This window comes from Actinosynnema pretiosum, from assembly GCF_002354875.1.
Lineage (GTDB): Bacteria > Actinomycetota > Actinomycetes > Mycobacteriales > Pseudonocardiaceae > Actinosynnema > Actinosynnema auranticum.
The window spans coordinates 5,706,888-5,726,883 of record NZ_CP023445.1 but is presented as its reverse complement, the minus strand read 5'-3'; the positions used below and the strand labels follow the sequence as shown (position 1 = coordinate 5,726,883).

Genomic DNA, 19,996 nt, shown 5'->3' with positions numbered 1-19,996 from the left:
TCCTGCGCACGGGAAAACCTCGTCCAGGGCCACCCGGTCGGCCGGATGGCCCTGGACGCCCGGAATCTGCTCGTACGACGGTGCTGGCACACCGAGGTCAGAATCCGGGCCGGGGGATCACTTGTGTCGCCGCAACCAGGTGAGCATCTGGATTCCCAGGGCGAGGCCCTGGACGGTCAGCAAGACCGCCTGGGCCTCGCCTCCCCCGTGCGAGTCCACCGCCGCCAGGAACTCCACCCACGCGAGGTAGTGCCTGGTGGTGACGGTGAACTCGGTTAACCTCCGGCGCCACGCCGACTCCTCGCCGTGGGCGGGGAGGAAATCCGGCGATCTCGTGGACATCTGACTCCTGTTCTCCGCTCCCCTCGGGTCGGTGCGCGTGGTCGTTCGACTGTGCGACACCTCCGAAGGAATGCCGCTTCGTGACTTCGCGAGCGTTCTTCGCTGCGCGGGGAAGACAGTAAGCGCGTGTGGACGCCCACGTCAAAGCAATGATGTTCAGCGGGCCCCGATGCCGGGGAACCTCCGGGCGCAGGTGGCCGAAACGGGTGAGAAATGCCCCGCCGCTTTTTCACTCTTACGTGGCTGAAGCAACGCGCTGTAACTTTTTTGCGGCCCGTCCGCCAGCTCGGGCTACACGAAAGTGAAAATTCCGATATAAACGAATTGACGAAGGATCGGATACGCACAAAAAATGTGACCACGATCACTCGGTTAAAGTTTCGAGCCGCGCTCGCTCGCTTTCCGCACAAATGCACGGGGCCCGGACAGAACAACCGTTGCGCGCACTCAACAAAATAGCCGCGCCCGCCCCGCAGGGCAAGCGCGGCCCACGTTCGACCGTCGCCCGGCCCAGCCTCAGGCCGGGTACGCGAACCCCTCGGTGCGGATCAGCACGTACCCCACCGCCTCCTGGTCCGCGGCGCACTTGTCCGACCCGCACAGCGCGTTGTCCCCGCGCCCCTCGTGCCAGTACAACCGCAGCGGGACCGTGCCGGGGGCCTGGGCGGAGAGGACGTAGCCCTCCACGCGCAGCGGCGCGTAGCCCACGACCTCCTGCTGGGCCACGCACTCGTCCGTCCCGCACACCGCCACGTCCCCGCGCTCCGGGTGCCACATCGAGCGCAGCGGCACCGCGCCCTCCGCGGGGGCCGACAGCACCTTGCCCTCCAGCTGCGCCGGGGCGTACCCCGGCCCGCCCACGAGGCAGCCCTCGTTCAGGCAGGTCGCGTTGTCCTGGAGGTCGCTGTTCCAGTACAGCCACAAATCCTGCTTCACCGGCTCCGGCGGCGGGGTGGACGTGGTCGTCGTGGTCGTCGTCGCGCTGCTCGCCGCGGACGACGGGGCGGGGCCCGACGAGGACGCGGGCGCGGGGGCGGAGGACGACGGCTTGCCCGCCGCCGTCGGGGTCGGGTTCCAGTTGACGAACACCATCGTGGCCGCCGCCGCCAGCGCGGCCACCGCCACGCTCGCCGCGATCACCGTGCCCCACCGGTACCCCGACCCCGGCGGCGGCGTCCGGTCGTCGGGCTCGGCGGCGCGGCCCTCGGGCCCGTCGAACACCGGCTTGAGCTGGATGCGCGTCATCGCGACCGGCGCGGTCAGCTCGGCGGCCGTCACCGGCGGCACCGGCGGCTGCCCGGCCAGCACCCGCTCCACCTGCGCCCGCTGCTCCGCGATCATCCGGTGCACGCCGGGGCTCCACGGCCGGGGCGACGGCGGGATCGGCCGCGCCAGCTCCAGCACCTGCGCGGGCGTCGGCCGGGCGCCGGGGTCGCGCTCCAGGCAGCGCTCCACGATGTGCCGCACGCGCGGCGGCAGCGTCGTCAGGTCCGCGCGCACGCCCACCACGTTGTTGAGCGTCTGCAACGTGGACGACCCGGTGAACGGGCTCCGCCCGGTGCACGCCGCCGCCAGCACCGCGCCCAGCGAGAACACGTCGCCCGCCGCGCCCGCCATGCCGGTCTCGATCTGCTCCGGCGACATGAAACCGGGGGAGCCCACCAGCGAACCGGTGTGCGTCAACTGGCTGTTCGGGTCGTCCACGGCCTTGGCGATGCCGAAGTCGATCACGCGCGGACCGTCGTCGGTCAGCAGCACGTTCGACGGCTTGAGGTCCCGGTGCACCAGCCCGACCCGGTGGATCTCCAGCAGCGCCGTCGCGAGCCCGGCGGCCAGGCGCAGCGCGGACTCCTCGGGCAGCGGACCGGCCGTCGCCACGGCCTGCTGCAACGACGGCCCCGGCACGAACACCGACGCCAGCCACGGCACCTCGGCGTCCGGGTCGGCCTCGACCACGGCCGCCGTGTACGCGCCGGACACCCGCCGCGACGCCGCGACCTCGCGCGCGAAGCGGGCCCGGAACTCGGCGTCCCCGACCAGCGCCGTGCTGACCAGCTTGACCGCCACCAGCCTGCCGTCCGGCCCGGCGCCCAGGAGCACGCGCCCCATGCCGCCCTGCCCCAGCTCGGCCAAGACGCGGTAGCTGCCGATGGCGGCAGGATCGGAGGCCCCAAGCGGCTTCACGGCATTCCCCTTCGGAACCGGACTCGTCGTGCCCCACCGACGAGGCGCAGGCCACTCTACGTCGCGCACGGGCGGTGAGGAGCACCGGTCCGGCGCACGTCCGCGGGCGCCCCTCGGACACCGGGCAAACCCTTGCGCCGCAAGGAGGACGACCCCGCGTGAACGACGTGCACGGACCGTGCGCGCCCTGGGTCTCAGCCCCGGAACACCTCGACCGCGATCCGCGCGAACGACCGCACCAGCGGATCGCGCCCGCCCTCGCGCCAGGCCACCACGAGCGGGCTCGGCGGCACGTCGGCCAGCGGCACCCACGCGAGCCCGCGCCCGAGCGGCTCACCGAGCGGCGCGATGCCCACGGACCCGTTCCACAGCACGGCCTGCGCGCACTCGGCCACCGTCCGCACCACCGCCCCCTCCCGAGCGCCCGGCCCGCTCCAGAAGGCCCGCCACGCCGGGTCCACCCCGTCCGGCAGCCGGAACCACGGCCGGTCCACCAGGTCCGCCGCCGTCAGCGACGACCGCCCCGCCAGCGGGTCGTCCGCGCGCAGCACCGCCCCGACCGGGTCCAGCCGCAGCACGCGCGTGCCGATCCCGGTGGGGTCGAACGGGGTCCTGGCCAGCGCGACGTCCACCAGCCCGCCCCGGACCCCGGCGGTCGGGTCGGTGAAGTCCGCCTCCCGCAGCACGATCCGCACCGCCGGGTGCCGCTCCCGGAACGCCTCCGCCAACCGCGCCCCGCCCGCCCCGCTCGCGCCGAGCGTCCCGACGGTCAGCGACGCGTCCGCCCCGGCGACCCGCGACCGCACCAGGTCCGCCCGCTCCAGCAGGGCGACGGCCTCGGCGTGCAGCGCGCTCCCCGCACCGGTCAGCTCCACCCCGCTCGCCGACCGCACCAGCAGGACGACCCCGAGGTCGCGCTCCAGCCGCCTGATCGCCCGGCTCAGCGGCGGCTGCGTCATGTGCAGCCGCGCGGCGGCCCGGCCGTAGTGCCGCTCCTCGGCGACGGCCACGAAGTAGCGGAGCAGGCGCAGGTCCATCACCGGCGACGATACCCGCGCGGCACCGGCCGGTCGGAACGGGACTTGGACGCGCCGCCCCGGCCGCCGCGAGGCTGGGCGGCATGAACGAGAGCGCAACCACCGCCTGGCGGCCCGTCGCCGACCTGCCGCAGGCCCGCTCCGAGGTCGGCGTCGCCGAGGCGGGCGGCCTGGTGCACGTCGTCGGCGGCACCGCGCTGGTCGACGGCGAGCCGCGGTGGGCCACCACCCTGGTGACCGCGTACGACCCGCGCGCCGACCGCTGGACCGAGCGCGCCCCGCTGCCCGAACCGCTCACCCACGTCGGCCTGGCCGGCCTCGGGGGCAAGCTGTACGCCTTCGGCGGCTTCACCGGCATCGTGCACCTGAACCCGCGCAGAGCCGCCTACTCCTACGACCCGGGGCGCGACGAGTGGACCGGGCTGCCGGAGCTGCCCGTCGCGCTGGGCTCGGTCGGCGTCGCGGCGGTCGCCGGGAAGCTGCACGTGATCGGCGGCCGGGACTCCCGCCGCGTCGTCCCCCTGCCGGGGGCGCCGATCGAGCTCGGCCTCGGCACGGTCGGCCACCACTTCGTCCACGACCCGGAGCGCGGGACCTGGTCCCTGGCCCCGTCCCTGCCCGGCCCGCCCCGCGACCACGCGGGCGTCGTCGCGCTCGACGGCCGCGTGCACGTCATCGGCGGCCGGGTGGAGGACGTGGACCGGAACCTGGACCGGCACGACGTCTACGACCCGCGCACCGGCGAGTGGACCACCGCCGCGCCCCTGCCCGCACCGCGCTCGGCGGGCGCCACGACCGTCCTCAACGGACTGATCGCGCACGCGGGAGGCGAGTGCGCGCAAGGGGGTTCGACGTTCGACGACGTCACCCTCTACGACCCGCGCGCCGACCGCTGGACCACGACCACCCCGCTGCCGCACGGCAGGCACGGCTTCGGCGCGGCCGTGGCCGACGGGCGGGCGTTCTTCGTCGCGGGCTCCCCGACCTGCGCGGGCGGCGCGGGCGTCGACGCGCTGGAACTGCTCCTGGGCTGACCGGGGCGACGCCACCCGCGCCGCCCGGCGCCTACGCCGCGGGTGGCGTCCGCCGCTCGACCGAGCCCGACGGCCCCTCCCACGGGCTCCGCAGCCCCCGAGCCGCCCGCAGGTCCCGTGCCGGGTCGTCCCCGGCCTCCTCCCCGGCCTCCTCCTCGGGCCCCGCCACCCCGCCGAGCAGCCCGAGGGGGTCGGCGGTCACCCGGCCGCCCACCACGGTCGCCACCACCCGGTGCCGGAACGCCAGCCCCGCGAACGGCGTGTTCGCCACCCCGCCCCGCAGCTCCTCCGGCCGCACCTCCCACTCCGCGTCCGGGTCGACCAGCGCGAACGTCGCGGGCTCGCCCGGCTCCAGCGGCCGTCCCGCGCCCGCCAGCCCGGCGATCCGCGCGGGCGCGTGCGACATGACCCGCGCGATCAGCTCCCAGTCCCCGTCCAGCACGTCGGCGACCACGGCCAGCGCCGTCTCCAGCCCGACCGCCCCGAACGGCGCCGCGCACCAGTCCCGCGCCTTCGCGCTCGCCGGGTGCGGCGCGTGGTCGGTCGACACCGCGTCGATCGTGCCGTCCCGCAGCCCCTCCCGCAGCGCCTCCACGTCGGCCGCCGACCGCAGCGGCGGGTTCACCTTGAACCGGGTGTCCCCGCCGCGCACCGCCCGGTCGTCGAGCAGCAGGTGGTGCGGCGTGACCTCGGCGGTCACCGACCAGCCCTGCGACTTGGCCCACCGCACGATCTCCACCGACCGCGCGGTCGACACGTGGCTCACGTGCAGCGCCGCCCCGGTCTCGGCGGCCAGCAGCACGTCCCGCGCGATCACCGCCTCCTCGCCGACCCCCGGCCACGGCGGCAGCCTGGTCTGCTTCGCGGCCTCACCGGCGTTGACCTGCCCGCCGCCCGCCAGCGCCTCGGACTGCGCGTGCTGCGCCACGACCGCGCCCGCCGCCCTCGCCGCCACCATCGCCCGCCGCAGCAGCCCGGCGTCGTCCAGGCAGTTCGCGTCGTCGGAGAACACCCGCACCCCGGCCTGGGCCATCTCCGCGATCGGCGCGAGCCGCTGCCCGGCGAGCCCGACCGTGAGCGCCCCCGCCGGGTGCACCCGGCACGCCCGGACCCCGCGCCCCAGCGCCCGCACCCGCGCGACGCTGTCGGTCACGGGCGTGCGGTTGGGCATCGCGACGACGTCCGAGTACCCGCCGTGCGCGGCGGCCACCGCGTCCGCGCCGCCCGCCGCGCGCAGGTGCGCCCGCAGGTCCACCAGCGCGGGCACCGCGATCAGCCCGCCGAGGTCGATCCTGGGCGCGCAGAACGGCTCGACCAGCACCCCCTCGTGCACCGCCAGCGCGGACGGCTCGCCACCGAGCACCCGGATCCCGTGCAGTTCGATCACGCCGACACCCTCCCCACCACGTGGACCAGGTCGACGGCGAGCGGCGACACCGGTCCGGAACGGGCGCCGTGCGAGCGACTTCGACCGCACACCACGCGCACCCCCGACGCCTGCCCCCGGACGCCGAGGCGCCCGCCCGACCCGCGCGGCGCGGCAGGCCCGTGCGCCGCGCGGGGCGCCACCCGGCGGACCGGGTGGCGCGGGAGGAGGCGGCCCGTGCGCCGGGCCGCGGAGCTCCCGCCGGAGCACGCGGACCCCGCCCGCGCCGCGCGCACCACGAGAGCGCTCCCACCAGCGGGAGCGCCCTCCGGCTCGTCGCGCGCCGCGCGGGCGGGGGAGGTCACCGCGACTCGGGCAGCAGGTGCACCACCGGCACGCCGAGGTCCTCGTCCAGCGCGGGGGAGTGCGACACCGCCGCGATCGCGGCGACCCCGGCCTGCCGGTCCACGATGGACCGCGCCGTCGTGAGCCCCCTCGACTGCCACGAGGTCGCGAGCAGCGCGGCGGACGACCCCGCGGCCAGCGGCGGGTTCACCGCGACGGCGCCCTCCACGGCGTCCATCCGGCTCACCCCGACCCCCAGCTCCACGGCCACCGCGTGCGCCAGCACCGCCTCGTCGCTGCTGTTCCACACCACCACCCGGTCCACCCCGGCCCCGGCGAGGCGGGCGGCCAGCGCCGCCGCCACCACGCGCACCGCCGACGGCGAGGCCGCCGTGTTCAGCGTCGGCCCGTAGCTGTCCGGCGCGATGCCCAGCTCGGCCACCGCCGCCCGCACGGCGATGTAGGCGGCGTTCTCGTTCTCGGTCATCCCTGCGGCTCCCTGTGCCTGGTCTTCCTGCATGCGTCGGGCTGCGTGCGCCGACCCACCTGCGCCGACCCGCCCGCGCGCGCCCGCCCGTCCACCCGCGCCGAGCTGCGCGCGGCGGGCCGACGGCCGCCGATCACGGCGGGTCCGTTCGAGCGAACCCCGCTGAGCCGTTCAGCGCAACGGTCGGGTGGCCGAGGTCTCCGAGATCAGCACCGGGAACCCGGCCCGGAAAAGCGAAAACCGGGGCGCCACCCGAAGGGCGCCCCGAGGTCGTGCTCCGCCGGTGGCCGCGCCCCCCTCTGACGCGGGGGCGCGGCCACTCCGGCTCACCCGATGTCGAACCGGGCCTTCACCTGGCGCTCCACGAGGTCCACGACCGCGTACAGCACCCAGCCGATCAGGCACAGCAGGATCAGGGTGATGAAGACGACCTGGATGTCGTCGTTGTCCTGAGCCTGCTTCTCCAGGTACCCCAGGCCGGCCTGCGCGCCGATGAACTCGCCGATCACCGCCGCCGTCACCGCCTGGAGCACGCCGACCCGCAGCCCCGCCAGCAGCGCGGGCAGCGCGAACGGCAGCTGGAGCACCCTGGCTCTGCGCGCGCCGGACATGCCGAGCACGACCGACAGGTCGTCGAACGCGGTCGGCATCCCGCGCAGCTTGGCCACGACGTTCACCAGGATCGGGTAGAACGTCACCAGCGCGATCAGCGTGATCTTCGAGCCGATGCCCAGCCCGAGCCACAGCACGATCAGCGGCGCGATCGAGATCTTCGGGGTCACCTGGACCACGACGATCACCGGCATCAGCAGCTTCTCCAGCCACCTCAGCCGCACGAACAGCACCGCGAGCAGCACACCGGCCACCGTGCCGATCAGCACGCCCTGCAGGACCTCGGCGAGGGTCTGCGCGAGGTGCACGCCCAGCCCGCCGCCGCGGAACAGGGTCACGGCCCTGCTCACCAGCTCGCCGGGGCTGGGCAGCACGTAGTCCGGCACGACCGGCAGCGACGCGGCGGTCCACCACGCGGCGATGCCCACGGCCAGGGACACCAGGCCGGCGAGCAGCGCGGTGCCGCGCGCCGGTGCGGTCGGGGAGGTCATCGGACGTTCTTCACCATCTCGTCGGCGTTGAACTCGTTGTCGATCAGCTTGAACCCGACCTGGGCCTTGATGGACTCGTTCCAGCGGTCCACGTTGCCGTAGCCGAGGCCGTGCTCCTCGGTGTCGGCCGACTGCCACAGGGTCAGCGCGAACACGTCGTCCAGGATCAGCTCGATCTGGGCCTCCTGGCCCTCGAACGTGGGCGCGTAGTCCTTGATGGCCATCCTGGTGGCCTCGCCGACGTTGTCGATCACGTACTGGATGCCCTCGTTCAGGGCCGCGTTGAACGACTTCACCGTCTCGGCGTCGGAGTTCACCTTCTCCGGGTTCGCGATGACGATGTTGCCGAACGACGGCAGGTACTCGTCGCTCAGCACCTGGCCGACGCCCACCCCGGCCTGGAGCAGCGCGTAGTAGCGCAGCCGGGAGAAGACGATCGCGTCGACCTGGCCGTTCTTCATGGCGTCCACGATCGCGCCGGTGCCGATGGTCTCGACCTGCACCTCGGACAGCGGCACGTTCTCCTTGGCCAGCATCGCCTGCAGCTGCGCGTAGTTCGCGCTGCCCAGGTCGGTCACGCCGACCTTGCGGCCCTTGAGGTCCGCCGGGGTCTTGATGCCGGAGTCGTCGCGGAACAGCAGCGCGCCGATGCCCTGCTGGTACGTGGTGTGCACGACGTTGGTCTTGATGCCCTTGGCGTACGCGGTGATCACCGAGTCGCCGTTGGGGAAGCCGAAGTCCACGTTGCCCGCGGCGACGTTCTGCACGATGTCCGCGCCCTGGGCGTAGGTGAACTCCACCTCCAGGCCGTGGTTCTTGAAGAAGCCCTGCTTCTGCGCGGCGTACAGCGGGGCGTAGTACGGCACCGCCGAGCCGTCGATCTGCATGGTGACCTTCTTGGTGCCGCCCTCGCCCGAGGACGAGGACGAGCCCGCGTCGGCGGGGCTGCACGCGACCAGCGCGGCGGCGGTGGCCACCACGGCGGTCAGGGCGCCGAAGCGGCGGCGGGACAGGGTGGAGCTGGACATGCTTTTCCCTTCGGGGATGCGGGGTTCTAGCAGGGGGAGGGCGCCCGGCAGGGGTCGGGGGACCCGGCTAGCGGCGCCACGGCAGTGCGATCCGCTCGACCAGCCCGACCAGGCCGAACCCGGTCAGGCCGACCACGACCGTCAGCAGGACGGCGGCGAGCAGCTGGGGGGTGTCGTAGGTGCTCTTGCCCATCACCATCAGGTAGCCGAGGCCCTGCTTCGCGGACAGGTACTCGGCCAGGAACGCGCCGGTCATCGCGTCGATCACGGAGATCCGGGCGCCCGCGAACAGGGCGGGCAGCGCGGCGGGCAGCTGCACGCGCAGCAGGAACCGCCCGCGGTCCATGGCCAGGACGCGGCCGAGCGCGCGCATGTCGTCGGTGACCTCGCCCAGGCCGAGGGTCATCGCGATCATCATCGGGAAGAACGCGAGCATCACCACGAGCGTGAGCTGCGAGCCGAGGCCCAGGCCGAACCACAGCACCAGCAGCGGGGCGACGGCGATCTTCGGCGCGGCCTGGAACAGCACCACGTACGGCGCGAGCAGCATCCGGGCGCGCGGCGAGGACGCCAGAACCCAGCCCAGCGCGCAGCCGATCAGGATGCCCGAGACCAGGCCGATGACGATGTTGCGCACCGTGTAGCCCAGGTGCGGCCACAGCTCGCCGCTGCTCGCCAGCCCGGCCAGCGACTCGGCGACGGCTCCGGGCGCGGGCAGCAGGTACTGCGGGACGTCGGCGAGCGTGACGTACAGGTGCCACGCGCCGACCACCACCGCCAGGTACAGCGCCGCCGTGCCCGCGCGGCGCAGGTCGAACCGGCCGCGCGCCCTCGGCACGGCGGTCTCGTCGACCAGGTCGCGCACGCTCATGCCAGCTCCCCGCGCAGCATCCCGGCGAAGCGGCCGAACTCGGGCAGCTCGCGGGTGGCGGGGGTGCGGTCGCGGTGCAGCGGCACCCGGTGCACCGCGCGGATGCGGCCGGGGCGCGCGGACATCACCACGACGCGGTCGGCCAGGTAGGCGGCCTCCTCCACGCTGTGCGTGACGAAGACGATCGTCTTCCTGGTGCGCTCCCAGATCCGCAGGATGTCGTCGTGCAGGCGGTCGCGGGTGATCGCGTCCAGCGCGCCGAACGGCTCGTCCATCAGCAGGATCTGCGGGTCGTAGGCCAGCGCGCGCACGATCGCGGTGCGCTGGCGCATCCCGCCGGACAGCTCCTTCGGGTAGGACTTGGCGAAGTCGCCCAGCCCCACCAGGTCCAGCAGCTCGGCCACCCGCTGCTCGGCGCCCTCCAGGTCCTTGCGGCCCTCCAGACCCAGGCCGACGTTGCCCGCCACGGTGCGCCACGGCAGCAGCGCGGGCTCCTGGAACACGAAGCCGATGTCCTTGCCGGGGCGCGGCGGGCTCCGCCACTCGACGGTCCCGGTGTAGTCGTCGTCCAGGCCGGCGACCATGCGCAGCAGCGTCGACTTGCCGCAGCCCGACGGCCCGATGACCGCGACGATCTCGCCCTCGGCGATGTCCAGGTCGATGCCCTCCAGCGCCTGCACCGTCGCGCCCTTGGCCGTGCGGTAGCGCTTGTCGACGCCTCGGATGCTCAGCAGCGGCCGGGGAGGGGCGGGTGCCGGGACGCCGGGCTGGGCGCCGCTCGGGGCGGGAGGGGTCACGTCGTGGCTCCGCAATCGTGGTCGGTTTCCGGGGTGCGGCCCGGAGTGTTCCATGCGGTGGAAGTTCCTTTCCACCTCGGGGTGGGTGCTCACCGGAACAGCACCTCGGTGATCGCTCTGCGTAGTGATTCACATCAGCGCAGATCAGCCTGCTTTATCCGGCGCGAAAAATCCACTGTGACCGTTCGCGGTGGAGGTTGACAGCCGTTCGGCCGACCAACAGACTGCCCGATCTGGAAACCCCCTTTCCATCACGAGTGCCGGCGCGTCCGGCGGTGAGGAGCGCGCCCGGTGGCCCGCAGCGCAGCAGACCCCTGGCTCGACGGGCGACCCCCGCACCTGCCGTGCGGACCCGGCGACCTGCCCGAGGTGTGCCTGCTCCCCGGCGACCCGGCGCGCGTCGACCGGGCCGCCCAGGTGCTCGACGACTTCCGCGTCCTCGGGCAGAACCGCGAGTTCAGGGTGGGTGTCGGCACCTCCGGCGGAGTTCCGGTGGCGGTCTGCTCGACCGGCATCGGCGGGCCGTCCACCGAGATCGCCGTGGTCGAGCTGGCCCGCCTCGGCGTGCGCACCGTCATCCGCACCGGCGGCATGGGGGCGCTCGGCGCGCACATCGAGCCGGGCGACCTGTGCGTGGTGACCGAGGCCGAGCGGGAGGGCGGGGCCGCCCGGCACTACGCCGACCCGGAAATCCCCGCCCTCGCCACGACGGCGGTCTCCGAGGCGCTGCTGGCCGCCGCGCCCGCGCATTTCCGGCGGCCCGCCCACCGAATTCGCGTGCTCTCCTGCGACAGCTATTACGTCGGAGAGGGCAGAGCGTTGGACCGAATGGAGGAACGCGCCGCCCGGCGTTTGGCGGAAATCGAGGCCATGGGCGTCGACGCCATGGACATGGAGTGCGAGACCGTGCTGACCGTCGGGGCCGCGATGGGGTTGCGCGTCGGCGCCGTCCTGGTCGCCCACGCGTCCCGCGCGAGCGACAGCTGGCTGGAGGACTACGAGCCCGCGCAGCTGGCGATGCTGCGGGTGGCGGCGGCAGCGGCGCGTGACCTGGTGGCCACCCCGGGTGTGTGAGCTGGGCGACTCGGCGTGAGAATCACGCGATCAACTTCTCGCCCTCACCCGGAGGTCAGGTGGCCGAGGCAACCCGTCCCATGCAAGTGGTAGTAAGAGCGCTCGACGTGCTCGGCGCGCTGTCCGCGGCGGGCACCAGCCGCAGCCTCCAGGAGCTGCACGAGCAGCTCGACATCCCCGTCGGCAGCATGCACCGGCTGCTGGCGACCCTGGAGCAGTCCGGCTACGTGTCCCGCTCGCCGGTCAACCGCCGCTACTTCCTGGGCCGCTCCGCCCGCGCGCTCGGCCAGCAGGCCAGGGCGAACGGCGCCAGGCTCGTCCGCCCGCCCGCGCCGCTGGAGGTCGCGGCGCGGGAGAGCGGCGAGACCGTGTTCCTGAGCGAGCTGATCGGCGACGTGCCGGTGTGCGTGGCGCTCGTGGAGGCCAGGCACCCGCTGCGGCTGTTCGTCCGGATCGGCCAGGAGATGCCGCTGCACGCCGCGTCGTCGGCGCGCAGCATCCTGGCGTTCCAGGAGGACGAGGTGGCGCGGGCGCTGCTCGCGAACGCCCCGCTCACCGAGTACACGTCGGGCACCCCGCGCACCACCGAGGGCGTGCTGGAGCACCTGTCGGTGGTGCGCGCGCAGGGCTACGACGTGTGCGACAACGAGCTGGACCGCAACGTCTGGGCGGTGTCCGCGCCGGTGCGCTCGATCGACGGCAGCGTCGGCGCGAGCGTGACCCTGGCGGCGGCGGGCGCGCGGATGCGCGACCCGCTCGACCGCACCAGGGCGACGGCGACCGTGCTGCGCGCGGCGCGGGCGCTGTCGGAGGAACTGGGGTACGTCGCGGACGAGGACTGACCCCCGCGCGTGGCGCCCGCCCCACCCAGGGCGCCGATCCCGAGCGCTGGTCTCGGGACCTGTTGGTGGCGCAGTGGATTCCGCCGGACATCACGTGACGTCAGGCCGCTTCCGCGCCACCTCCCCCCACCGGTGCGGGCTTCCCGGTGGGCATCCTCACACCTCCCGCCCCCGAGGCGGTCCCTCCCCGCGCCGACCGGTCGAGGTCCAGTGCGCGGTGTGCACCAGGTGCAGCCGACGAGCCCCGCGCCCCAGCACGTTGGCGTTCGGGTGCACCTCCTGGCAGTAGTGCTCGACCCCGAGGTGCTCGTGCGTCCCGTGGTGGCCGCCGTTCGCCGCGACGTCCAGGTGCAGCCGCGCCACCTCGCGGAACAGCGGCGCGTCCCCGGTGACGAACAGCGTGTCCGCGTGCACCCGCTCGTGCAGGCGCTCCCGGTCGGGCACGTGCGCGTAGGCGTCGTGGTCGACCGGCGCGAGCGCGGCGACCTCGGGCAGCTCGGCGGTGCGCAGCCGCCCCCGGCCGAGCCCGGCGCGCACGTCCTTCCAGCCCGACGGCGAGAACTGCAACCCCCGGTGCGACAGCACGAGGTCGAGCGGGAGGTCCCCCGGCCACAGCCCGCCGACGGGTGGGGTGGTGGCGCGCACGGGCAGGTGCACGAGCGAGCGCGGTGAGCGCGCGGCGAGCAGCCACAGCGCCGCCACGGCCGCCGCGTCGGCCCCGCCGACCAGCACCTCGACGGACCACTCGCGCCCCACGACCAGCGTGCGCGCGAGCGGCGCGGCGGGCCGGAGCACGCGGAACTCGGCCCGACCGAGCCGGACCCGGTGCTCGGTGACGCGCAGCTCCACGACCCGGACCTTACCCCGAACGGGTGAGTCGGGCGGGTGTTTTCACAGGGCGGGCGGTCGGTGGCGGACCTGCGCTCACGCGGTGCTCTGCCTGGTGCTGCCGCTCGGCCCGGCGGTGCTCGCCACGGGCGTGCTCTGGCCGGCGACGGTCCCGCGGCCTCGCGGTCGCCCTGGCCGTCGTCTGCTGGGACGACAGCCCGGTCGACCGACGCCGCCCCCGGCGCCCGGCGGGGGCGGCGCGCCGGGCGGCCTCACGAGTTCAGCAGGAACCTGTCCAGCACCCGCACCCCGAACTTCAGCGCGTCCACCGGCACCCGCTCGTCCACCCCGTGGAAGAGCCCCGTGAAGTCCAGGTCGGCGGGCAGCTTCAGCGGCGCGAAGCCGAAGTTGCGGATGCCCAGGCGCTGGAACGCCTTCGCGTCCGTGCCGCCCGACAGCATGTACGGCAGCACCTTCGCGCCGGGGTCCTCCGCGCTGATCGAGCCGACCATCGCGTCCACCAGCGCCCCGTCGAACGTGGTCTCCACCGGCGGCAGGCCGATCCACTCGCGCTCCACGTCCGGGCCGAGCAGCTCCGCCAGCTCCGCGTCGAACGCCTCCTCGCGGCCGGGCAGGATGCGGCAGTCCACGGTGGCCTCGGCCACGGACGGGATCACGTTCGCCTTGTACCCGGCGGTCAGCATCGTCGGGTTGGCCGTGTCGCGCAGCGTCGCGCCGATCATCCGCGACAGCGCGCCGAGCTTGCCGACGGCGCCCTCGATGTCGTCCTCGGGGAAGTCGATGCCGGTGATCTCGGTGACCCCGTCGAGGAACTCCCGCACCGACGGCGAGATCACCAGCGGGAACCGGTGCTGCCCCAGCTTGGTCACCGCGGCGGCCAGCTTCGCGACCGCGTTGTCGTGGTGGATCATCGACCCGTGGCCCGCCGTGCCGCGCACGCGCAGCTTCAGCCAGCGGATGCCCTTCTCCGCCGTCTCCACGAGGTAGGCGCGCACGTCGTCCTTGAGCGTGATCGAGAACCCGCCGACCTCGCTGATCGCCTCGGTGACACCCTCGAACAGCTCCGGCCGGTGGTCGATCAGCCAGTGCGCGCCCTGCAGCCCGCCCGCCTCCTCGTCGGCGAGGAACGCGAACACGATGTCCCTGGGCGGCACGATCCCGTCCCGCTTGAACCGCCGCGCCACCGCGAGGGACATGGCGACCATGTCCTTCATGTCGACCGCGCCCCGCCCCCACACGTACCCGTCCTGCACCGCGCCGGAGAACGGGTGCACCGACCACTCCGACGCGTCGGCGGGCACCACGTCCAGGTGCCCGTGCACCAGCAGCGCGCCCCGCGACGGGTCGGCCCCGGCCAACCGCGCGATCACGTTGCCGCGCCCCTTGCCGGTGTTCCCGGACTCGACGTAGGTGGTCTCGTACCCGACCTCGGCCAGCTTCTCCGCGACCCACTCGGCCGCGGCCCGCTCGGGCACCAGCGTGTCCGGGTCGCCGGTGTTGGTGGTGTCGATCCTGATCAGCTCGCTGGCGAGCGCCACGACCTCGTCCTGCGCGAGCTCCAGCCCGCCCCCTGTGTTCGTCACAGGGCTTTCCTACCACCAGCGCGTCCCCCGGACGGCGCAGCTCCCGCTGGGTGGACCACCCGCGACGGCCCCGCCGGGGCCGCTGAGCACCCGGCGGGACCTGGGGCGGGACGTCGGAGATCCCGCCTTGAGTTGATCATGCCACTAGGGGTGGGCGGTCGCGTCCGGGGGAGGGGAGGCTTGCGGGGCAACGGGAGCGGCGCGGGCGCGGTCCCGCAGCCGCGTGACCCGGACCCGTAACACGGCGGTCACCCGGTCCGACTCCAAGGTCATCCCCGGACCCCGCGCCGCGGAGGTGCCCATGAACGCCAGACCGTCCGAGCCCCGGCACTGGCAGGCCGCGGCGGAACCCAGCGACTACTACACCGGCGGCCCCACCTGGGCCTCCGACCCGGCCGGTCACGCGCTGCTGCGCATCAACCGCGCGGGCGGTCCGGCCGAGGCCACCGCGCAGGCCGCCGCCGAGGCGGTGCTGGTGCTGCACTCGATCCGGCGAATCCTGCTGTGGACGGCGGTGCTGCTGCCGCTGGCCGTGGTGCTGGGCGCGCTGCTGCTGTCGATGGAGCCGACCCGCTGAGCCCGAGACCACCGGACCCGAGACCACCGAGCCCGAGACCGCCGAACCCGAGCCGGCCGCCCGCGCGCCCGAGCCCGGTGCGATCATGCCGGGTGTGCTCGTCCGACCGCTGACCCCAGCCGACCACGACCTGCTCGACGCCGCCGTGCGCCTCTTCCGCGCCACCGAGGTCGCCGACCACACCCCGTTCCTGACCGACCCGGCCTCGATCGCGCTCGTCGCGCAGGAGGACGGCCGGGTCGTCGGCTGGGCGTGGGGCACCAGGCAGCGGCACGCGGCGGGCTACTCGCAGGTCCAGCTCTACGAGCTCGCCGTCGCCGAGGCCAGCAGGCGACGCGGGGTGGGGCGGGCCCTGCTCACCGCGTTCCGCGACCTCGCGCGCGCCGAGGGCCACCGCCGCATGTGGCTGTTCACCGACCAGGACAACACCGCCGCCAAGGCCCTGTACGCCGTCGAGGGCGGTGAGCCCTCCCCGCACGACGACGCGGGCTACTGGTGGCAGCTCTGACCCGCTCCCCCCCTGACTCACTCCCCGCGCACCAGCTCCCAGAAGTGCGCCACGTGCTCGGCCATGTCCGTGCCCCCGTCGTACAGCCACGCCGTCTGCAACCCGTCCAGCAGCGCCGTGACCAGCACCGCGAGCTTGTCCGGGTCCGCCGCCGCGGGCATCCGCCCCTCCGCCTGCAACCGCCGGATCGCCTCGGCGGTGTCCGCGCGCAGCGCCCGGTACCGCTCGCCGAAGTACTCGTGCGACGGGTGCTCCGGCTCCACCGCCTCCGCCGACACCCGGTTGTACAGCCGCACCAGCCCCGGCACGCCCGCGTTGTGCCGCACCAGCCGCACGTACGCGTCCGGCAGGTCCGCGCTCTCCCCGTCGCCGAGGAACTCCGCCCGGTCGGCCTCGTCGCGCCGCCGCAGGATCTCGGTGAACAGCTCCTCCTTGGACCCGAAGTGGTGCATCAGCCCCGCCTGGCTCAGGCCCACCGCGTCGGCCAGCTCGCGCACCGTGGTGCGCCGGTAGCCGTTGCGCGCGACCAGGTCGAGCGCTGTGGTGAGGATCTCCTCCCGCTTGGCCAGCCCCTTCGCGTACGAGCCCCGTCGAGTCATGGTGGCGAATCTATCCGTTGCCACCCAAAACCGAGCGGTATACGGTGTTCGTGGAGTCAAAAACCGAACATCATGCGGTTTTTAAAGGGGATGCCGATGAGCACCGACCAGCCCACCGTGCCCGCGTCAGTGGCCGACCAGGCCGCGCTCGGCAGCGGCGCGGACATGTGGACCACGAAGGCGGTCGGCGACGTGCCGTCGATCTTCGTCACCGACGGCCCGCACGGCCTGCGCAAGCAGACCGGCGACACCGACAACCTCGGCATCGGCGGCAGCGTCCCCGCGACCTGCTTCCCGCCCGCCGTCGGCCTCGCGCAGAGCTGGGACGCCGACCTGGTCGAGCGGGTCGGCCGGGCCCTCGGCGAGGAGTGCCGGGCCGAGGGCGTGTCCGTCCTGCTCGGACCGGGTGTGAACATCAAGCGCGACCCGCGCTGCGGCCGCAACTTCGAGTACTACTCCGAGGACCCGCTGCTCTCCGGCGCGCTCGGCGCGGCCTGGGTGCGCGGCGTGCAGTCGCGGGGCGTGGGAGCCTCGCTCAAGCACTACGCGGCCAACAACACCGAGACCGACCGGATGCGCTCCAGCTCCAACGTCGACCCGCGCACCCTGCGCGAGGTGTACCTGCGGCCGTTCCAGCGGGTCGTCGAGGACGCCCAGCCGTGGACGGTCATGTGCGCCTACAACCGGATCAACGGCGTGCACGCGTCCGAGGACCGCTGGCTGCTCACCGACGTGCTGCGCGGCGAGTGGGGCTTCGAGGGCGCCGTGGTCAGCGACTGGGGCGCGGTGCGCGACCGGGTGGCCGCCGTGTCGGCCGGGTTGGACCTGGAGATGCCCGGCGGTGGCGACACCGACGCGGACGTCGTCGCCGCCGTCGAGGCGGGCGAGCTGGACCCGGCCGTGGTCGAGCTGGCCGCGTCGCGGGTCGCCGCGCTGGCCGCCAAGGGCGTGGCCGGTCGCCGCTCCGACGTCGTGCTGGACGTCGACGCGCACCACGCGCTGGCCCGCGAGGTCGCCGCGCGCTGCGTCGTGCTGCTCAAGAACGAGGGCGCCGCGCTGCCACTCGCCCCCGGCTCGTCCGTCGCCGTCATCGGCGCGTTCGCGCGGGCCCCGCGCTTCCAGGGCGGCGGCAGCTCGCACGTGAACCCGACCAGGGTCGACGTGCCGCTGGACGAGATCCGCCGCCACGCGCCGTCCGCGACCTTCGCCGCCGGCTTCACCACCGACGGTTCCGGCGACGCGGCGGCCCTGCGCGCCGAGGCCGTCGCCGCCGCGGGCGCCGCGGAGTCCGCCGTGCTGTTCCTGGGCCTGGCCGCCGACCAGGAGTCCGAGGGCTTCGACCGCGAGCACATCGAGATCCCCGCCGAGCAGGTCGAGCTGCTGGCCGCCGTGCTCCAGGCCCAGCCCCGCACCGCCGTCGTGCTCTCCCACGGCGGCGCGCTGCGCCTGGCCCCCCTCGCGGGCGCGCCCGCCCTGCTGGACGCCGCGCTGCTCGGCCAAGCGGGCGGCGCGGCCGTCGCGGACGTGCTGTTCGGCGCGGTCAACCCGTCCGGCAGGCTCGCCGAGACCGCGCCCACCCGGCTGGAGGACACCCCCGCGTTCCTGAACTTCCCCGGCGAGCGCTCGCAGGTCTACTACGGCGAGGGCCTGCACGTCGGCTACCGCTGGTACGACGCCCGCGACGCCGCCGTCGGCTTCCCGTTCGGCCACGGCCTGTCGTACACCAGCTTCGAGCACCGGGACCTGACCGTCTCCGCCTCCGAGGCCGGGATCACCGCGTCGGTGACGGTGGTCAACACCGGCGAGCGGGCGGGTCGCGAGGTCGTCCAGTTCTACGTGTCCGTCCCCGGCTCGTCGGTGACGCGGCCCGTGCGCGAGCTGAAGGGCTTCGCCTCTCTGGACCTGGAGCCCGGCGCCGAGGGCCGCGTCGAGGTCCTGCTGCGAGCCGCCGACCTGGCCTACTGGGACGTCGCGGCGGACCGCTGGGTGCTGGAGAGCGGCGAGTACGAGGTGACCGCAGGCGCGTCGAGCCGAGACCTGCGCGCGTCCGCCACCGTCACGGTCACCGGCGACGAGACCCCGGTCCCGTTCACCCCGGAGTCCACCCTGGGCGAGGTCCTGGCCGATCCCGCGGGCGCCGAGGTGTTCGGCGGTTTGCTGGCGGGCGTGTTCGGCTCGTCCGAGTCGTCCGAGGACGCCCTCGGCATGGACATGGCGAAGATGATGGCGTCGATCCCGCTGGAGCGCTTCGTGAGCCTGTCCGGCGGCAAGCTGACCCGAGCTGGCCTCGCGGACAAGCTCGCCGAGGTGAACGCGACCAGGTGACCGACGTCCCCGCCCCCGGTTGGCGCCGGGGGCGCGGGATGTCCCATGATCAACAATCGTGGAGATCTGGTACTCGAAGAGAACCGGCGAGGTGCTCGTCCTGGCGACCGCGGCGGCCTTCCAGGGGCTGTCGGACGTGGTGCGCGGGGGCGGTGAGTACTTCGCCGCCGTCCCGGAGGGGACCGGTTCGTACCGGGGGTTCCTGCGGCGGTGCGCGGTCGAGGTGCGGCCCGAGGGCATGGTGTCGGTCGAGGTCGACCCGGACACCGGCGACCTGCTGGTGACCGGCGGCGTCGGCCACCTCGGCGACCTGGCGGACGAGCTGCAGAGCTTCGGCGAGGAGGCGGTTCCGGGCGCGGACGGGCAGATGCGCGTAGAGCACTACCCGGACCACCTCTACCTCACCGGCCCGGTCCCGCCGCTGGTGCTGGAACTGGCGGAATGAGCGGTGGGGCGCTCGCGCTCGCGGCGCGGGCGCCCCACTTTCCTGTTCGAGGCGCAATCGTTCGCCTGCGGCCGGACGGGTGCGGGACGTTCAGCACGGTGATCTCCTTGCTTGACCCTGGTTCTCGGCGTGACGCGGCAGAGCGGGAAGCGGTGCCCGAATGAGGCGTTGCCGAGATCGACGAGGACTACGAGGCCCCACCCGATGGGCTGGTCCCCGCGCTCGGCCTGGCGTTCGCGGGCACGTCCAGGTTCGCGATGTGCACGAACATCCGTACCCGCACTCCCGCAGGCCCTCGGGCGACGAGCACGCCACTCTCGTGGAACGCGTAGGCCCGGTGTGCGCCGACGAGTTCTTCCTCCTGGAGCGCGACTCGCTGGAGAGCTACGTGCTCTGCACGCGGCTGAAGTGGGCCAGGTTCAACCTCCCCGCCTACGACGCCGTCAGCCCCCCGGCCTCGCCGAACCACGAGTACCGCGAGAAGCACCGCCCGGTGGACGACACCATCCGCTATGTCGACAGGTGGAACGCGGTCTACGGGGACTGACCGGCAACGCCAGGCAAATTCATCGAAGATTTTCTCCGCGCTGCGCTCTCCGA

Annotated in this window: 19 protein-coding genes; 8 read left to right on the top strand and 11 right to left on the bottom strand. The window is 74.0% G+C overall.

The genetic code is table 11. From position 1 onward, the window contains the following. Positions 1-858 precede the first annotated feature (858 nt). A complete protein-coding gene (locus tag CNX65_RS37370; protein ID WP_232519985.1) occupies positions 859-2,526 on the bottom strand; it encodes a serine/threonine-protein kinase in 1,668 nt (555 codons plus the stop codon). A gap of 194 nt (positions 2,527-2,720) precedes the next feature. After that, on the bottom strand, positions 2,721-3,563 hold the full coding sequence (locus tag CNX65_RS24170) for a LysR family transcriptional regulator (protein WP_096495815.1): 843 nt from the start codon (positions 3,561-3,563) through the stop codon (positions 2,721-2,723). An 83-nt stretch (positions 3,564-3,646) separates the two neighbouring features. Here CNX65_RS24170 and CNX65_RS24165 point away from each other — a divergent pair, with 83 nt between their 5' ends. Then, entirely contained in the window at positions 3,647-4,597 is a 951-nt protein-coding gene (locus CNX65_RS24165) for a Kelch repeat-containing protein (protein WP_096495814.1), read from the top strand. 31 nt (positions 4,598-4,628) lie between these two features. Here the strand turns inward: CNX65_RS24165 and CNX65_RS24160 are convergent, their stop codons facing one another. The 6 genes from CNX65_RS24160 to CNX65_RS24130 form a co-directional block, all read right to left on the bottom strand. Continuing rightward, on the bottom strand, positions 4,629-5,984 hold the full coding sequence (locus tag CNX65_RS24160) for a dihydroorotase (protein ID WP_096495813.1): 1,356 nt from the start codon (positions 5,982-5,984) through the stop codon (positions 4,629-4,631). A 340-nt stretch (positions 5,985-6,324) separates the two neighbouring features. Beyond that, entirely contained in the window at positions 6,325-6,795 is a 471-nt protein-coding gene (locus CNX65_RS24150; RefSeq protein WP_096495811.1) for a hypothetical protein, read from the bottom strand. Between the two features lie 326 nt (positions 6,796-7,121). Continuing rightward, entirely contained in the window at positions 7,122-7,898 is a 777-nt protein-coding gene (locus tag CNX65_RS24145; protein WP_096495810.1) for an ABC transporter permease, read from the bottom strand. Then, positions 7,895-8,926, bottom strand: a complete 1,032-nt coding sequence (locus CNX65_RS24140) for an ABC transporter substrate-binding protein (protein WP_177154334.1) — start codon at positions 8,924-8,926, stop codon at positions 7,895-7,897. Before CNX65_RS24140 ends, CNX65_RS24145 begins: the two co-directional genes overlap by 4 nt. A 67-nt stretch (positions 8,927-8,993) precedes the next feature. Then, the gene (locus tag CNX65_RS24135) at positions 8,994-9,797 is read right to left on the bottom strand and encodes an ABC transporter permease (protein ID WP_096495809.1); all 804 of its coding nucleotides are present in this window, start codon (positions 9,795-9,797) and stop codon (positions 8,994-8,996) included. Continuing rightward, complete coding sequence (locus CNX65_RS24130) at positions 9,794-10,594, bottom strand: ABC transporter ATP-binding protein (protein ID WP_232519984.1); 801 nt, start codon at positions 10,592-10,594, stop codon at positions 9,794-9,796. The genes CNX65_RS24135 and CNX65_RS24130 overlap by 4 nt, the downstream gene beginning before the upstream one ends. A gap of 291 nt (positions 10,595-10,885) precedes the next feature. On the opposite strand from CNX65_RS24130, the gene CNX65_RS24125 reads away from it, so the two are divergent. Continuing rightward, positions 10,886-11,668: a nucleoside phosphorylase gene (locus CNX65_RS24125; RefSeq protein ID WP_177154333.1), complete on the top strand. Its 783-nt coding sequence runs from the start codon at positions 10,886-10,888 to the stop codon at positions 11,666-11,668. Between the two features lie 59 nt (positions 11,669-11,727). Further along, the gene (locus tag CNX65_RS24120; protein ID WP_015803597.1) at positions 11,728-12,510 is read left to right on the top strand and encodes an IclR family transcriptional regulator; all 783 of its coding nucleotides are present in this window, start codon (positions 11,728-11,730) and stop codon (positions 12,508-12,510) included. 156 nt (positions 12,511-12,666) lie between these two features. Here CNX65_RS24120 and CNX65_RS24115 read toward each other — a convergent pair whose 3' ends face one another. Together CNX65_RS24115 and CNX65_RS24110 are read right to left on the bottom strand one after the other, a co-directional pair. Next, complete coding sequence (locus CNX65_RS24115; RefSeq protein WP_096495808.1) at positions 12,667-13,359, bottom strand: hypothetical protein; 693 nt, start codon at positions 13,357-13,359, stop codon at positions 12,667-12,669. A 251-nt stretch (positions 13,360-13,610) separates the two neighbouring features. Beyond that, complete coding sequence (locus tag CNX65_RS24110; protein ID WP_096495807.1) at positions 13,611-14,942, bottom strand: M20/M25/M40 family metallo-hydrolase; 1,332 nt, start codon at positions 14,940-14,942, stop codon at positions 13,611-13,613. A gap of 301 nt (positions 14,943-15,243) precedes the next feature. Between CNX65_RS24110 and CNX65_RS24105 the strand changes: the two genes are divergently transcribed. Then, the gene (locus CNX65_RS24105) at positions 15,244-15,519 is read left to right on the top strand and encodes a hypothetical protein (RefSeq protein WP_157767827.1); all 276 of its coding nucleotides are present in this window, start codon (positions 15,244-15,246) and stop codon (positions 15,517-15,519) included. Positions 15,520-15,613: 94 nt separating this feature from the next. Then, a complete protein-coding gene (locus CNX65_RS24100) occupies positions 15,614-16,027 on the top strand; it encodes a GNAT family N-acetyltransferase (RefSeq protein WP_157767826.1) in 414 nt (137 codons plus the stop codon). Between the two features lie 17 nt (positions 16,028-16,044). On the opposite strand, the gene CNX65_RS24095 is transcribed toward CNX65_RS24100, so the two are convergent. Then, complete coding sequence (locus CNX65_RS24095; RefSeq protein ID WP_177154332.1) at positions 16,045-16,626, bottom strand: TetR/AcrR family transcriptional regulator; 582 nt, start codon at positions 16,624-16,626, stop codon at positions 16,045-16,047. Between the two features lie 96 nt (positions 16,627-16,722). On the opposite strand from CNX65_RS24095, the gene CNX65_RS24090 reads away from it, so the two are divergent. The 3 genes from CNX65_RS24090 to CNX65_RS24080 all read left to right on the top strand — a co-directional run bounded on the left by CNX65_RS24090 (position 16,723) and on the right by CNX65_RS24080 (position 19,943). Beyond that, positions 16,723-18,951, top strand: a complete 2,229-nt coding sequence (locus CNX65_RS24090) for a glycoside hydrolase family 3 C-terminal domain-containing protein (protein WP_096497967.1) — start codon at positions 16,723-16,725, stop codon at positions 18,949-18,951. Positions 18,952-19,009: 58 nt separating this feature from the next. Beyond that, on the top strand, positions 19,010-19,396 hold the full coding sequence (locus CNX65_RS24085) for a hypothetical protein (RefSeq protein WP_096495804.1): 387 nt from the start codon (positions 19,010-19,012) through the stop codon (positions 19,394-19,396). A 259-nt stretch (positions 19,397-19,655) separates the two neighbouring features. Beyond that, complete coding sequence (locus tag CNX65_RS24080; protein WP_157767825.1) at positions 19,656-19,943, top strand: hypothetical protein; 288 nt, start codon at positions 19,656-19,658, stop codon at positions 19,941-19,943. The last annotated feature ends 53 nt before the right edge of the window (positions 19,944-19,996 follow it).